The organism is Thalassotalea hakodatensis (assembly GCF_030295995.1).
Lineage (GTDB): Bacteria > Pseudomonadota > Gammaproteobacteria > Enterobacterales > Alteromonadaceae > Thalassotalea_C > Thalassotalea_C hakodatensis.
The window spans coordinates 958,314-973,143 of the sequence record NZ_AP027365.1 but is presented as its reverse complement, the minus strand read 5'-3'; the positions used below and the strand labels follow the sequence as shown (position 1 = coordinate 973,143).

Annotated in this window: 15 protein-coding genes; all 15 read right to left on the bottom strand. The window is 40.5% G+C overall.

Going from position 1 to position 14,830, the window contains the following annotated elements; translation table 11 throughout:
- Positions 1-2: 2 nt before the first annotated feature.
- Positions 3-1,115: a protein-glutamate methylesterase/protein-glutamine glutaminase gene (locus QUE72_RS04185; protein ID WP_074500627.1), complete on the bottom strand. Its 1,113-nt coding sequence runs from the start codon at positions 1,113-1,115 to the stop codon at positions 3-5.
- 32 nt (positions 1,116-1,147) lie between these two features.
- Positions 1,148-3,247 (bottom strand): chemotaxis protein CheA, encoded by a 2,100-nt coding sequence (locus QUE72_RS04180; RefSeq protein ID WP_286271753.1) that lies wholly within the window; start codon positions 3,245-3,247, stop codon positions 1,148-1,150.
- A gap of 13 nt (positions 3,248-3,260) precedes the next feature.
- Positions 3,261-4,004 carry a protein phosphatase CheZ gene (locus QUE72_RS04175; RefSeq protein ID WP_074500629.1) on the bottom strand — a complete coding sequence of 248 codons (744 nt, stop codon included), beginning with the start codon at positions 4,002-4,004 and terminating at the stop codon, positions 3,261-3,263.
- Between the two features lie 27 nt (positions 4,005-4,031).
- Positions 4,032-4,415: a chemotaxis response regulator CheY gene (cheY, locus tag QUE72_RS04170; RefSeq protein WP_074500631.1), complete on the bottom strand. Its 384-nt coding sequence runs from the start codon at positions 4,413-4,415 to the stop codon at positions 4,032-4,034.
- 47 nt (positions 4,416-4,462) lie between these two features.
- Positions 4,463-5,185, bottom strand: a complete 723-nt coding sequence (locus tag QUE72_RS04165) for an RNA polymerase sigma factor FliA (protein WP_175573152.1) — start codon at positions 5,183-5,185, stop codon at positions 4,463-4,465.
- Between the two features lie 14 nt (positions 5,186-5,199).
- Positions 5,200-6,042 (bottom strand): MinD/ParA family protein, encoded by an 843-nt coding sequence (locus QUE72_RS04160; protein ID WP_074500637.1) that lies wholly within the window; start codon positions 6,040-6,042, stop codon positions 5,200-5,202.
- 32 nt (positions 6,043-6,074) lie between these two features.
- Positions 6,075-7,583 (bottom strand): flagellar biosynthesis protein FlhF, encoded by a 1,509-nt coding sequence (gene flhF, locus QUE72_RS04155; protein ID WP_286271752.1) that lies wholly within the window; start codon positions 7,581-7,583, stop codon positions 6,075-6,077.
- Between the two features lie 85 nt (positions 7,584-7,668).
- Positions 7,669-9,771: a flagellar biosynthesis protein FlhA gene (flhA, locus tag QUE72_RS04150; protein WP_074500642.1), complete on the bottom strand. Its 2,103-nt coding sequence runs from the start codon at positions 9,769-9,771 to the stop codon at positions 7,669-7,671.
- A gap of 122 nt (positions 9,772-9,893) precedes the next feature.
- Positions 9,894-11,024 (bottom strand): flagellar biosynthesis protein FlhB, encoded by a 1,131-nt coding sequence (gene flhB, locus QUE72_RS04145; protein ID WP_286271751.1) that lies wholly within the window; start codon positions 11,022-11,024, stop codon positions 9,894-9,896.
- 4 nt (positions 11,025-11,028) lie between these two features.
- Positions 11,029-11,808: a flagellar biosynthetic protein FliR gene (gene fliR / locus QUE72_RS04140; RefSeq protein WP_074500647.1), complete on the bottom strand. Its 780-nt coding sequence runs from the start codon at positions 11,806-11,808 to the stop codon at positions 11,029-11,031.
- 12 nt (positions 11,809-11,820) lie between these two features.
- Positions 11,821-12,090 carry a flagellar biosynthesis protein FliQ gene (gene fliQ, locus QUE72_RS04135; protein ID WP_074500650.1) on the bottom strand — a complete coding sequence of 90 codons (270 nt, stop codon included), beginning with the start codon at positions 12,088-12,090 and terminating at the stop codon, positions 11,821-11,823.
- Positions 12,090-12,809, bottom strand: a complete 720-nt coding sequence (gene fliP, locus QUE72_RS04130; RefSeq protein WP_407704969.1) for a flagellar type III secretion system pore protein FliP — start codon at positions 12,807-12,809, stop codon at positions 12,090-12,092. The genes fliQ and fliP overlap by 1 nt, the downstream gene beginning before the upstream one ends.
- Positions 12,810-12,882: 73 nt before the next feature.
- Positions 12,883-13,329, bottom strand: coding sequence for a flagellar biosynthetic protein FliO (fliO, locus tag QUE72_RS04125; protein WP_286271749.1), 447 nt, complete (start codon positions 13,327-13,329; stop codon positions 12,883-12,885).
- Positions 13,329-13,739, bottom strand: a complete 411-nt coding sequence (gene fliN, locus QUE72_RS04120; protein WP_074500658.1) for a flagellar motor switch protein FliN — start codon at positions 13,737-13,739, stop codon at positions 13,329-13,331. The genes fliO and fliN overlap by 1 nt, the downstream gene beginning before the upstream one ends.
- 15 nt (positions 13,740-13,754) lie before the next feature.
- Complete coding sequence (gene fliM, locus QUE72_RS04115) at positions 13,755-14,822, bottom strand: flagellar motor switch protein FliM (protein WP_074500660.1); 1,068 nt, start codon at positions 14,820-14,822, stop codon at positions 13,755-13,757.
- Positions 14,823-14,830: the final 8 nt, after the last annotated feature.

Sequence of the window (14,830 nt, the reverse complement as noted above, 5' to 3'; positions counted from 1 at the left end):
TGCTATCCGTACTGTATTTCTTTCAAAATAGCGTTAGGAAATTCAAGTAAAGGTATGTCTGCTGTTGATATACCAGCCTTAGCAACGGCTTGGGGCATGCCATAAACAACGCAACTTTCTTCATCTTGTGCCCAGATAGTCGCTCCTTTTGCTTTAAGCATTCTTGAACCTTCTCGGCCATCAGATCCCATACCAGTAAGAATAACCCCGAGCACAGAGCCTGAAAATATTTTAGCCGCTGAGCCAAAACTCACATCAACACTTGGTTTAAAAGCAATTCTATCAGTATCATCAACCACTACTTTTAGCTTAGCATGATTTTCTTTACCTTCAATTAGCATCTGTGTACCGCCTGGTGCTAGGTAAGCTACACCTGGTTTTAACACATCACCATTTTCTGCCTCACGCACACTTATTTTACATAAACTGTCTAAACGCATGGCAAAAGCTTTAGTGAAGGCCGCTGGCATATGTTGTACCATTATAATTGGCAGAGGAAAATTTTGTGGGAGTTGAGTCAATATTTTTTGTAAAGCGACCGGCCCACCTGTTGATGTACCGATTGCTAAAAGCTTATAGGATTTCCCAGATGGGCGAATACTACCAATAGGTCGCTTAACTTGTGTATTTAACGTACTATTACTGACAGGTACTGTACTTGGTTTAGTAATGGAAGGTCTATTAAATGGCCTAGCACTTACTCGCCGAGAACCCAGCCTTTTACGGGCTATTTCTAATACTCGACTACGTAATATACTACCAGCATCACTATTTGCGTTCGCAATTTCATTGAATTTTTTCGGCAGAAAATCAAGCGCACCTGCATCAAGTGCATCAAGCGTTGCCTTAGCTCCTTGATGCGTTAAAGATGAGAACATTAAAATAGGAATCGGTGAATTTGCCATTATTTGCTTAACAGCTTCTATACCGTTAAGTAATGGCATTTCTATGTCCATGGTAATGACATCAGGCTTTAAAGACTTTGCTTTTTCTACTGCTTCAATGCCATTAACAGCAACGTCTATAACCGTTAAGTTCTTATCACTATTAATAATGTCAGTGACCCGACGTCTAAAAAAACTCGAATCATCAACAACCAGAACTTTATAGGCCATTTAATATCTCTTTTGCGTATTGTTATCGTTAATTATGAACGCAATTTTTTATTTACCGCGGATTTTTTCGCATAAAATTTTAACATGCTTGGTACATCAATAATTAATGCTATACCACCGTCACTTGTTATTGTTGCGCCTGCCATACCAGGAGTGCCGTGTAATAAACGGTCAAGCGGTTTAATTACGACTTCTTCCTGCCCGATCAAACTGTCTACCACAAAGCCAATTTGTTGAGCACCTAATTGAACAATGACAACATGCCCTTTATCTCTCGGTTTTTCTTTGAAATCTCTCACTAGCCATTGATCAAGATAAAATAGCGGGATCGCTTTTTCTCGAACAATGATGGTTAGTTGACCATCAACGACATTAGTATTCGTTAAGTCTAAATGGAAAATCTCATTAACGGCGGCAAGAGGTAGCGCGAACGTTTGTTCACCAACGACCACCATTAATGTAGGTAAAATAGCTAATGTAAGAGGGACTTTAATCTCAAGTACCGTACCAACACCTAATTCAGAATCTATATTTACTGTACCGTTTAATTGGGTGATTTTCGTTTTGACAACGTCCATACCAACGCCACGTCCCGACACTTCTGAAATCTCTGTTTTTGTTGAAAAACCAGGGGCAAAAATAAGATTAAAAGCGTCAGAATCAGACATTCTTGCTGCGGCATCAGCATCTAAAACGCCGCGCTCAATGGCGATTTCTTTTAATTTTTCAGCGTTCATCCCTGCACCATCATCTCTAATGGTCAGTAGTATATGATCACCTTCTTGTGAGGCTGATAAAATAACCGTACCTTCACGCGGTTTACCGTTTTCTTCTCGAGTACTTGGTGTTTCAATACCATGGTCAACCGAATTACGTACTAAATGCACCAAAGGATCGGCTAATGCTTCGACAAGGTTCTTATCGAGATCGGTCTCTTCACCCTCTAATATTAACTTAATTTCTTTATTTAAACTTCTGGCAAGATCGCGTACTACACGTGGGAAACGACCAAAAACTTTCTTAATAGGTTGCATGCGAGTTTTCATCACTGCACCTTGTAAGTCAGTAGTTACCGCGTCTAAATTAGACACAGCTTTAGTCAGTTCTTCGTCTTCCTTTGTCATGCCTAAACTTGTCAGTCTATTACGCACTAAGACTAACTCACCAACCATGTTCATAATTTGATCAAGACGCTGAGTATCAACACGAACGGTTGTTTCACCTTGCGGAGCATTTTGTTTATCCGCAGGTTTTTTCGCCGGTGCTTTAGCAACGGGCTTAGCCGCTGCAGTTGGTTGTTCAGCTGGCTTGGGTGCTGTTGCTTGAACAGGCTTAGGTTGAGCAACCTCTTCAGGTGCTTGGTTACTGCTTGTTTGAGGTGCTTTACCTTTACCGTGCAATTCATCAAGAAGACTTTCAAAATCGTCATCGTTGATTTCATCGTTGTTTCCAGATTCAGGTTTTGCACCAACACCTGGTGCAAAAGCACCTTGACCATGAAGCTCATCTAATAAGTTTTCAAATTCATCGTCAGTTATTTCATTGCTAGAACTTGCCGAGCTAGCAGAAGGGGCAGTACTTTGTGCAGGTGGCGCACTGGGTGAGCCTCCCCCATGTAATTCATCTAATAAGCGTTCAAACTCATCTTCAGACATTTCGTCTGATGAAGCATCATTGCTTGATGTGTCTGTTGATACGACCTGTGTTGGCATTTCAGGTGTTGCGGCAACTGGTTCTGCGCCTTCGGGAGAGCTTAGACGATGTAATTCTGCTAATAATGCTGGGTCGGCAGGAATCAGTTCTTCACGGGCTTGCACCAAGGCAAACATATCATTAATCGTATCTAACCCTTGCAGAATAACATCCATAAGTTCAGGTGTTACACTTCGTTGACCATTACGCAAAATATCAAAGATATTCTCAGCGCCATGACACACATCTACAAGTTCAGTTAATGATAAGAAACCCGCACCGCCTTTTACCGTGTGAAAGCCACGAAAAATAGCGTTTAATAGATCTGCGTTATCTGGATCGTTTTCTAGTTCAACAAGTTGCTCAGATAAGCTTTCAAGTATTTCACCTGCTTCGATTAGAAAATCTTGAAGAATTTCTTCATCTGCTTCGTATGACATCCAGCAACTCCTATTAGAATCCTAAACTTGATAAAAGATCATCAACATCGTCTTGATCAGCAACTACGTCATCTCGATTATCTTTATTAACAATTGGGCCTTCAACGAGGTTTTCGCCAACCGATGGCTTACCCGTGCCCTGCATACTTTCACTTGTGACACCAAAAGCCGTCAACATATTAATTAAGCTATCTTCTACTTCTCTAACCAGATCAATCACTTTTCGAATCACTTGTCCGGTTAAGTCTTGGAAATCTTGCGCCATTAATACATCAGTCATTAAACCATGCATACGCTCAGTTTCACGTTCTGAAGTTTTCAGTAACACGTCAATATCATGACATAAAGATTTAAACTCACCGACATCTAAATTATTATGCATCAGTTTATTCCACAGCGGTTTAACTGTGCTAATTTGGTGTTGAATGGTATTAACAACAGGAAAGATAGATTCAACCGCATCCATCGTTTTGTTGGCTGCATCTTCTGTACGACTGATCACATAATTTAATCGTTCTTTTGCATCAGGAATATCTGCTGTCGCTAAATCATTCAATCGCGAATCTAACTGAAAATTCATCAATGAGTCATGAAGTTGACGGGTTAACTTACCAATCTCGGCAAATAACTCGGAATTAATCGGGTTTTGAATTTCGGCAATTAATTCATCTGCTTTATCTTGTTGATCGGTTTCTAAATATTCAACCAACATTTTTGCCTGTTCCAATGAAACATGGACACCGTTATTTATACTCATGCAACGTCCTTACGTGGCAACTCGTTATTATCCTAAACGCTCAAAAATTTTATCAAGCTTAGTTTTTAACGTTGCTGCAGTAAAAGGCTTCACAATATAACCGTTAACACCCGCTTGCGCAGCCATCACGATTTGTTCTTTCTTCGCTTCAGCTGTTACCATTAAAACAGGTATATGCGACAAACTTGCATCTGCTCGTATCGCTTTGAGTAAATCGATACCTTGCATCCCTGGCATATTCCAATCAGTAACGACAAAATCAAAATCACCTTCTTTAAGCATAGGTAAAGCTGTACTGCCGTCATCTGCTTCTTGAATATTAGTGAACCCTAAATCACGTAGTAAGTTTTTTACGATGCGTCTCATTGTTGAAAAGTCGTCAACAACAAGTACTTTCATATTTTTATCCAAGGCACCCTCCAGGGACTTAATTCTAAATGCTTATAAATATATTGTACTTAACTTTGCCAAGATTGCATACGGGCTTTTAATCGATGTAATGCTTGGCTATGAATCTGGCTAACTCTCGACTCACTAACATCGAGCACTTGACCAATTTCGCGTAAATTCAATTCTTCGTCGTAATACAGAGACAGTACTAAAGCTTCTCGCTCTGGTAAAGTAGTAATGCACTCTGCCAATGACTTTTTAAACACTACATGTTCTATATTTTGATATGGATCAGTATTGTTTTTATCTTCAAAGCTTGAAACAGCATCTTCATTGACACCTAAATCTTCAATACCGATGATTTTGCCGCCATTTACTTCGTTAAGAATATGATGGTACTCATTCAGCGAAATATCAAGTTTTTCAGCCACTTCAATATCAGAAACATCTCTGCCTAGCTCTGCTTCCAAGTTTTTTATGGCTTCGCTGACCATTCTGCTGTTTTTATGTACTGATCTGGGGGTCCAATCACCACGACGTATCTCATCGAGCATTGCGCCACGAATACGTATACCCGCGAAGGTTTCAAAGCTAGCCCCTTTGGTGTTATCAAAGTTATTTGCCGCTTCCAATAGACCAATCATGCCCGATTGAATAAGATCATCAACTATCACACTAGCAGGCAGACGAGCGAGTAGATGATAAGCGATACGCTTTACTAAACTGCTATGCTGCTCGAGCAATGCCGTTTTATCAATTTGCGAACCGTATGCACTGGCTTTACCCAAAATTGCTTACCTTCGAATTAGTTTTCAATTAACTGTTCAATAAAAAACTCTAAGTGCCCCGAAGCATGGTTTGGCACTGGCCACTTAGTTATTTTTTGAGCTAACGCTCTAAATGCTCTGGCTGCTGGAGAATCAGGAAAAGCTTCTACAATAGCTTGTTGCTTCCTAACTGCATTACGAATGTTTTCATCAAAAGGAATGACACCGACTAACTCAAGCGCAACATCTAAAAAACGCTCAGAAACTTTTGAAAGCTTACCAAATAACTGCTGCCCTTCTTTCGGACTTCTTACCATATTAGCAACGACTTTAAACTTAAATACTTCATGGTCACGGCTGAGTAATTTCATTAACGCATAACAGTCGGTGATTGAGGTTGGCTCATCACAAACAACCAATAACACGTCTTGAGCCGCGCGAGCAAAACTCAATACCATATCTGAAATACCTGCTGCGGTATCAACTATGAGCACATCAAATTGCGTTTGCATATCGCTAAAAGCACGAATTAATCCAGCATGTTCAGATGGCGTAAGATCAACCATTGACTGAGTACCAGAAGTTGCGGGAATGATTTTAATTCCTGCAGGGCCTTCAATAATAATATCGTCGAGTTCACACTCGCCTGACATAACATGTGATAAATTACGTTTTACACGTAAACCAAGCATTACATCAACATTGGCTAAGCCTAAATCAGCATCGAGTACTAGTACTCTTTTTCCAAGTTGAGCTAAGGCAATAGACGTATTAAGCGAGACATTGGTTTTACCCACTCCCCCTTTACCACCAGAAACTGCTATGACTTTAATTTGATTTTGCTGTTGCATTTTTCTTAAGCCACTTGCCTGATCAATCATTTACATCACTCTAATTAAACATCAAAAATAATTTACATGCCAACTGCCATAGAAGCAGAGGTAGGGCGCCACGAGTTGTGACCATTCAATTTTGTTGCAAGCCTATCTGCAAGCGTAACTAACTTTTCAGCATTTGCAACTTTAATATCTTCTGGAACTCTTTGTCCATCAGTAAGATACCCTATTGCGAGGCCATTTTGTATAGATGTTGCAATTATTTCACCAACGCTCAAACTTTCATCTAGCTTTGTATAAATACACCCCGCCAACGGTACTTTTTTGAAGCGTTCAACGTTTTCTTGCATAACACGTTGTTGGGTATTGGCTGACAATACTAAGTAATTTCGAATTCTAACACGAGAATTCGCAATCAGGGTAGTAAGGTGATCGTTTAATCTCATATCACGCTGCCCCATACCTGCGGTATCAATGAGCACTAATTTTTTATCTGAGAACTGTTGTAATAGCGTATCAAGTGCCGCGCCATCTTTGGCAAGCTTAACCTGACAACCAATGATGCGTCCATAAGTAGTTAGTTGTTCGAAGCCTGCAATTCGGTAACTGTCTGTAGAAATCATGGCGACTTTATCGGCACCATGAATTTGAGCAAAACGTGCAGCTAATTTTGCGACGGTCGTTGTTTTCCCTACACCCGTTGGCCCTACTAGCGATACCACACCACCACGGTGAATAATTTCATTATTTGTTGTATATAATTGACTCGCTAACAATTGCTTAGCTTGTAGCCATGAATCTTCCTCATTTTCAACATTGGGTAAATAGCTTGCGATCTGGTCAGCAACATTTTCAGTAATCCCCATTGCCATTAAACGGTCAACCAATAGGGCTTTAGCAGGGTTTTTTTGTGCCATATCTTGCCACATCAAACCGGAAATTTGATGCTCAAGTAATTGACGAATAGAAGACATTTCACGGCGCATTGCTTCAATTTCACGGTTTTGCTGTGGCGTATTATCTCTCGTTTGATGATGTGATTCTGTCATTGACGCTTGCTCACTCTGATGAGCATTGTTTGGTGTTTCAGTTGATAAAGCTTCAGGAGTCGACTGAAAGGCGTGTTGTTTATCTGTTGGTGCTTGGTGTGCCCCTTGCTCTAAACGGTCAGTAAAGTTTTTTAGCTGTTGCTCAATATCTAATGCATGTTGCTGTTGGTGTGCAGTAGATGTTTGAATCGGCGTTGCTTTACTTTTAGGGGTATTTTGTTGGCGCTGTAATAATGCAGCAAGGCTATCAGCTGGTGGCTGTGCTTCATCAGTACTAGATTGCACGTTTGACGCCGCTTCATTAGTATTTTGTGGCTGCTGTCCGATAGACACCACATCTTGAGAAATTTCTCGCGCAACGTGCTCTGATGGCTGTGCTGAAGGTGTTGTTTGTTGGCTATAATCTACCGCCGCCATTAATTCAACACCTTCTGGAATCTTCTTATTCGACATGATTACTGCTTCTGCACCAAGCTCTAGCTTGATTTGTTCAAGTGCTGTTCTCATATCTTTTGCAACAAAACGTCTTATTTTCACGTTGACCCCTTACCGAACACATCGCGGCGTTATCTTTGTTAAATCAGTTACTGCATCAACATTTCTCAGTGTTTAACGATAATGATTACTGACCAATTGAGCTGATAATTTTAATTTGCTTATCATCAGGTACTTCTTGGTAAGAAATTACTCTTAAACCTGGAATGGTGTATTTAACAAACTTAGCCAGTACCGTTCGTAACATACCTGATGTCAGCAATATTGGCGTATCACCTGCCATTTCTTGTTGCTGAGCACCTTCTGTTAACGACACTTGTAACCTTTCGGCTAAGCCAGGTTCTATACCTGCACCATCGTCTCCTGCCATTTGCATTGACTGGTGCAACATTTGTTCCAACTCTGGTGACAAAGTTATGACGGGGATCTCGTGTGCTGATCCGACAAGATCTTGAATAATAAATTTACGTAACGTAATACGCACCGCAGCGGTTAAAATATCGGTATCTTGACTCTTCGGACCATATTCAACCAGTGTTTGTACAATACTACGCATATCACGCACAGCAACGCCTTCATTCATTAGGTTTTGCAACACTTTAACAACCGCGCCAAGTGTTAATACTTCTGGAATTAAGCCTTCAACAAGTTTCGGATAACTTTTCCCAAGGATATCGAGTAAATTCTGAACTTCTTCATGACCTAAAAGCTGAGATGCATTGTTGGTCAACACTTGGCTAAGGTGCGTTGCAAGCACCGTAGCAGCATCAACAACAGTATAACCTAAAGATTGAGCTTGTTCCCGCTGAGCTTGTGTGATCCACACAGCATCTAAGCCGAATGCAGGGTCTTTGGTATGCACTCCGTCAAGTTTGCCATAAACTTGACCTGGATTTATCGCTAAATCATGATCATGACGAATTTCTGCTTGGCCAACCGTCACTCCCATTAACGATATTTGGTATGTATTAGGATCTAAGTCTAAATTATCACGAATATGTACTGCCGGGACTAAGAAGCCAAACTCTTGTGACAGCTTTTTCCTAACCCCTTTAATACGGTTAAGCAGTTCACCACCTTGGCTTTTATCAACTAGGGGGATCAAACGGTAACCAATTTCTAAACCCACAATATCAACGTGACTCACATCATCCCAATCTAAATCTTTCACTTCTTGCTGATGCTGAGCGGTCTCTACTTCTGCAATTTCTTTCGCTTTTGCATCATCAACTGCTTTGGCCTTTTTGATTTTACTCGATAAAAAAGCACTGCCGGCAATTAACACCGCAAAGGTTAAAAAAGCAAAATGAGGCATACCAGGCACAATCCCCATAATAAACATGACAGAAGCTGCAATATACAGTGACTTTTGTTGTCCTAACTGTGTGCTCATTTGCGAGCCCATGTCTTGGCTAGTGTTTTGTCGTGTTACCACTATCGCAGTTGCTACTGATAATAATAAGCCAGGAATTTGAGCAACTAAGCCATCACCAATGGTTAACAAGGTATACACTTCTACCGCGTTGTCAAAAGTAAGGTCATGCTGCACCATACCAATCACTAAACCACCAATGATATTGATAAATAAAATAAGAATGCCGGCTATTGCGTCACCTTTTACAAACTTACTAGCACCGTCCATAGAACCATAAAAATCAGCTTCACTGGTCACTTCAGTACGACGCTCTCTCGCTTCGTCAGCATTAATAAAACCCGCATTTAAATCGGCATCAATAGCCATTTGTTTTCCGGGCATGGCATCTAAAGTAAACCGAGCTGTTACCTCTGATATTCTGCCTGCACCTTTCGTTACTACGATAAAGTTAATGATGATTAAAATTAGAAACACCACTAAACCGACAGCATAGTTACCACCGATAACCACTGAACCAAATGCTTCAATCACCTTACCGGCGGCATCAGGGCCTTCATGACCTTCGAGTAACACAACACGAGTACTGGCAACGTTTAACGCTAATCGCAAAATTGTCGCGATCAGTAACACTGAAGGAAAGGAACCAAATTCAAGGGGTTTGAGGGTATAAACCGTAATTAAAAGCACCACAAGTGCTAAGGCAATGTTGAACGAGAATAGTACATCGAGCAACATGGCAGGCATGGGTAATATCACCATACCGAGTATCGCTATTACAAGAAGCGGCGTGCCCGCTCCTGCAAAAACACTAAACTTTTTCTGTTTTAATTGATTGAAATGTGCTGCTAATTGCATTTAATCATCACGATAGTTTTTTGACGCATATCGGGAATGTGCAAATTTTAGACCAATTCACCAGAATTTATATAAGCAATTGACTATTTTGCGGAAACCAGAAAAATTCAGCCTTAGGCATATTAATACTTGTAGTCATCAGGTATAGGTAAGTTTTTTGCTAATGGTACTGGTCGACTTGCTTTACCCTTTTTAAATTCTGCAAGTTGATAAACAAAGGCAAGTACTTGAGCAACAGCTGCGAATAACTCTTCCGGTATTTCTTCATTAACGTCTGCCGTATAATAAAGTGAGCGTGCAAGCGCAGGTGATGTTAAAATTTCCACGCCATGCTCTTTTGCTATCGTACGAATATGAATTGCCATTTCATCAATACCTTTGGCGATCACACGCGGAGCACCACCTGATTCAGTGTCATATTTTATCGCTATTGAATAATGAGTGGGGTTAGTGATCACGACATCAGACTCAGGTACTTCCGCCATTTGTCTGCGTTGGGAGATTTCATACTGTGTTCTTCTAATTCGACCTTTATTTTCTGGGCTCCCTTCAGAATTTTTCAATTCATCTTTCACTTCTTGCTTGGTCATCTTAAGTTGACGGATATGATCCCATTTTTGATAAGGCGCATCGACCGCAACAATAATAATAAGCGATAAACTTAACGCTAAAAACATCCACAGTAATAATTCAACCGCATGTGCAAAATTTAACGGAATTGCCTCAATACTGAGTGATAATATTTGATCAAATAAGGTAACAAGTAATAAATATGCACTGAAAAATACGACAAAAAACTTTAACAACGACTTAATGAGTTCAACCCAAGCTTTAACACCAAACATGCGCTTAAAACCAGCAATCGGGGATAATTTACTCGCTTTGGGTGCCATTGCTTCAACCGAAAAATTTAAACCACCGAGAATGATATTACCGACGAACGCGGCAACCATGATGATGAAAAACATCCAACCTATCGGTACCGCTAGCGAATAAAGCGCATCGCTAATGATATTGAACAGTTTATTGATATCCATCACTTCTTCACGGGTTAAATTAAATAACCGTTTCATAATTAAAGATAGACTGCTGACCAGTGAACTGCCTGTCATCATCAACGCAATAGCACTACCCACTAACACGAACATAGTACCTAAATCTTTAGATCGAGCAATTTGACCTTTTTTTCTTGCCTCAGAGAGCTTTTTTCCTGTGGGTTCTTCTGTTTTTTCACCTGAATCAGACTCAGCCATGACATTAACTCGCGCAGTCGATTAAATGACACGTTAAATCTAATGCTCGTTGCCATTGTAATTCAAAATGTAGCATAAAGTTTTCCATGGTCAGCCACATGATCAATAACCCAGAGCACATGGTGATTGGGAAACCTATAGCAAAAATATTTAACTGTGGTGCTGCTCGGGTCATGATGCCGAAAGAGAAGTTAATTAATAACATGGCGGTAAGTGGAGCCATCGCGAGTGATAGAGCGGTTGCAAACATCCATGCCCCCCATTCCACTAAGTCGCGAAACTTCGTTGATGAGAACTCTTCTAGCGGTATCGGCAGCGTTGAAAAACTTGCGGTGACAAACTGTAAATAGGCTAAGTGCCCATCCATCGCCCAAAAAAGTAAGGTAGATAAAATAAGAAAGAACTGACCAACTGCCGGCACATTCATACCACTAGCAGGATCAACTAGCGAAGCAAAACCAAGACCTGTTTGCATCGCAATTATTTGGCCAGCCATGGTAAAGGTGTTAACCACTAAATTTGTCACTAATCCCATCATTGCGCCGATGATGGTTTGTTGTGCTACCAATAGCACCATCTGAAAAGAGAATAATGATTCAATGCTAACCGGAGGTATAGCTGGCATGATGGCAAAAGTAATTGCTATAGAAAGAAAAAGTTTAACTTTCATCGGAACTGCTCGTGCGCCCAATGCAATCATCGACATAATTAACGCTGAAACGCGGGAAAAGGGCAGAATAAAATCTGCCATATATTGGTTAATAACCGTTTCAGAGAATTCCATAGTAACTAACCGTTACGCGATCACAGACGGTATAGATGTCACTAACCTAATGGTGTAATCCATTAACTTTTGTACCAACCAATGACCACCAACAATTAATGCCAGCAGTGTCACAATTAGGCGAGGCAAAAAGCTTAACGTTTGTTCATTGATAGAGGTTGCTGCTTGAAAAACCGCAACGATTAAGCCCACAATTAAACTTGGCACTATAACAGCACTAACAAGAACAATAACAAGAAACAAGGCGTCTCTTAGTATATCAACAAAGATTTCAGGACTCATTACGGGACCCCCATACCATAGCTACTTGCGATTGTGCCAATCACTAAATTCCAACCATCAACGAGTACGAACAGCATAAGTTTAAAAGGCAATGAAACAATCATTGGTGATAACATCATCATACCCATTGCCATTAAAATACTAGCTACTACTAGGTCAATTATCAAAAAAGGAATGAATAACATAAAGCCAATTTGAAAAGCTGTTTTCAACTCGCTAATGATGAATGAAGGAATAATCACCGTCATCGGCAAGTCTGTTGGCTTATCCACTTGAGTAATACCGGCCATTTGCGCAAGAGTATCTAAATCTTTTATCCGTGTTTGTTCAAGCATAAAGGCACGAATAGGCACTTTAGCGCTATCTATCGCTTCAATTGAGGTTTTTTGTTCTGCAAGATAAGGCTGAATTGCCGTTTCATTTATTTGATTGTATACCGGTGTCATAATGAAAAGCGTCATAAACAGGGTTAAACCAATGATCACCTGATTCGACGGTGTTTGCTGCAAACCAAACGCTTGACGCAAAATGGCCATAACAACAACGATACGGGTAAACGACGTCATCATAATAACTGCAGCAGGAATAAAGCTTAACGCAGTCATAAAAATCAGTATTTGCAAAGTAACTGAGTACTCTTGACTTCCGTCGGGATTCGTTGACAACTTAATCGCAGGTAAAGACAGATCTTGCTCTGCAAAAACATGACCACTCAACATCATTCCGAGACACAACACCAGCAGCCATAACAAGCGAAAATTTGTGTGCTTACCCGATGTTAACTTGCTCATACTATTCTCGATTATTGTTGATTTTTTGATTGATAAACTTTGCTAAAGGGTTATTAATTGCCCCTGTGATTGGGCTATTTTCAGGAAGTGGCGTTTCCAAGGTTTTAATTAATGTAACTTGTTGGTGACACACGCCTAACAATAGCTGCTCATCACCGACTTGTATCACCATTAACTTTTCTTTACTTCCTAAAGGTAAGCTGGCGATGACTTTCATACCAGAAGATACTTTATTGATCATAGTAAACTTTTTCAAGACAAACGCACTGACAACTATTAATGCGAGTACTAACAATAGTGCTAATATCATACTCGCAGCGTCCATATTTACGTTTGCATGTTTACCCACTTCAACGTTGTTTTCCTGTGCAAGGCTGATCACAGGAAAAAGTAAAACCAGCAAACTACTAATACAGCGTAATGTATAGTATCGTGATATTTTGTGCATTATTTAAGCTTTTTAATGCGTTCAACCTGACTGATCACATCAGTTAAACGAATACCGAATTTATCATTCACAACTACCACTTCACCGTGCGCAATCAGTGTACCATTGACCAACACATCTAACGCTTCACCGGCAACACGATCAAGCTCAACAACAGAACCCTGATTAAGTTGTAATAAGTTACGAATACTAATTTGGCTTCGGCCTACTTCCATAGAGATTGTCACTGGAATATCTAGTATTGTATCGAGCTTACGCTTTTCTTCACCTGTGATCGGAGCATCTTCTTGTAGTTCGTCGAATTCTACCGCTTCTGCATTTTCTTCATCGGTTTCAGCTTCAGCTTGTTCATCCATCGCCTCATCCCACATGCTCAGATCTTCGTTTTCGTTCTCGTTTTCATCACTCATATTCAGCCTCTGTTCTTAATAATCTAAATCATCTTCAAGTAAGTGTAACTCTGCGTCACTGTCTAAACGTTTACCGCCTTTAGTTAAAATGGTTAATTCATTCTTCACAGACTCTGGACGCTTAATTTTCTCTTGAATTTGCAGTGCAATGTTTTCACGACGCTTGCCTAGTTTCGCTCTAAACGTTGGTAACTCTTCAATCAATACGGTTATATGTTCTGGCATTTCAATCGGGATAATATCGCCTGTCTCTAATTCCATAATTCTTGATAAGGGAATATCAACCTCTAAGAACTTGGTTGATAAGGCAACCGGAACATCCATGATTTCATCACGTAACGCCTTTGACCAACGCATATCAGTGTCTTCTTTGTCACTTTGCACACCAGCGTCTAACAATTCTCGAATAGGCTCTAACATCGAGTACGGCAAGGCAACATGAAAATCACCACCACCGCCATCTAGTTCAATGTGAAATGAGCTAATAACCACCACTTCAGTAGGGCTAACAATATTCGCCATAGAAGGGTTTACTTCAGAATCTAGGTATTCAAAGGATACATCCATGACTGGCGACCACGCTTCTTTGTAATCTTCAAAGATAAGCTTTAGTAACATTTGAATAATACGTCGCTCAGTTGGGGTAAATTCTCGGCCTTCAATTTTGGCATGGTAACGACCATCACCACCAAAAAAGTTATCCACTAAGATAAACACTAAACGGGCTTCCATGGTGATAAGTCCAGTACCTTTTAACGGTCTAAAACGCACCATATTCAAGCTAGTAGGTACAAACAAGGTATGTACGTACTCACCAAACTTGATCATTTGAATTCCATTAATAGACACTTCTGCCGTGCGGCGCATCATATTGAATAGGCTTATCCGCATATGCCGAGCAAAACGCTCATTAACCATTTCGAGCGTTGGCATACGACCACGCACAATACGATCTTGCGACGAGAAGTCATAGTCGCTGGTGCCTTCTCGTTCAGGAACGTCTTCAGCAACCTCGTCTTCTTCAACGTCGTCTACGCCATGAAGTAGCGCATCAATTTCGTCTTGTGAAAGTAAATCACTCACGGTGGTAT

What these genes read in the sequence shown, in the direction of transcription:
- QUE72_RS04185 (WP_074500627.1), bottom strand. Translation starts at nt 1,115, where the DNA reads ATGGCCTATAAAGTTCTGGTTGTTGATGATTCGAGTTTTTTTAGACGT.
- QUE72_RS04180 (WP_286271753.1), bottom strand. Translation starts at nt 3,247, where the DNA reads ATGTCATACGAAGCAGATGAAGAAATTCTTCAAGATTTTCTAATCGAA.
- QUE72_RS04175 (WP_074500629.1), bottom strand. Translation starts at nt 4,004, where the DNA reads ATGAGTATAAATAACGGTGTCCATGTTTCATTGGAACAGGCAAAAATG.
- QUE72_RS04160 (WP_074500637.1), bottom strand. Translation starts at nt 6,042, where the DNA reads ATGATTGATCAGGCAAGTGGCTTAAGAAAAATGCAACAGCAAAATCAA.
- flhA (WP_074500642.1), bottom strand. Translation starts at nt 9,771, where the DNA reads ATGCAATTAGCAGCACATTTCAATCAATTAAAACAGAAAAAGTTTAGT.
- flhB (WP_286271751.1), bottom strand. Translation starts at nt 11,024, where the DNA reads ATGGCTGAGTCTGATTCAGGTGAAAAAACAGAAGAACCCACAGGAAAA.
- fliR (WP_074500647.1), bottom strand. Translation starts at nt 11,808, where the DNA reads ATGGAATTCTCTGAAACGGTTATTAACCAATATATGGCAGATTTTATT.
- fliQ (WP_074500650.1), bottom strand. Translation starts at nt 12,090, where the DNA reads ATGAGTCCTGAAATCTTTGTTGATATACTAAGAGACGCCTTGTTTCTT.
- fliP (WP_407704969.1), bottom strand. Translation starts at nt 12,809, where the DNA reads ATGTTGAGTGGTCATGTTTTTGCAGAGCAAGATCTGTCTTTACCTGCG.
- fliO (WP_286271749.1), bottom strand. Translation starts at nt 13,329, where the DNA reads ATGCACAAAATATCACGATACTATACATTACGCTGTATTAGTAGTTTG.
- fliN (WP_074500658.1), bottom strand. Translation starts at nt 13,739, where the DNA reads ATGAGTGATGAAAACGAGAACGAAAACGAAGATCTGAGCATGTGGGAT.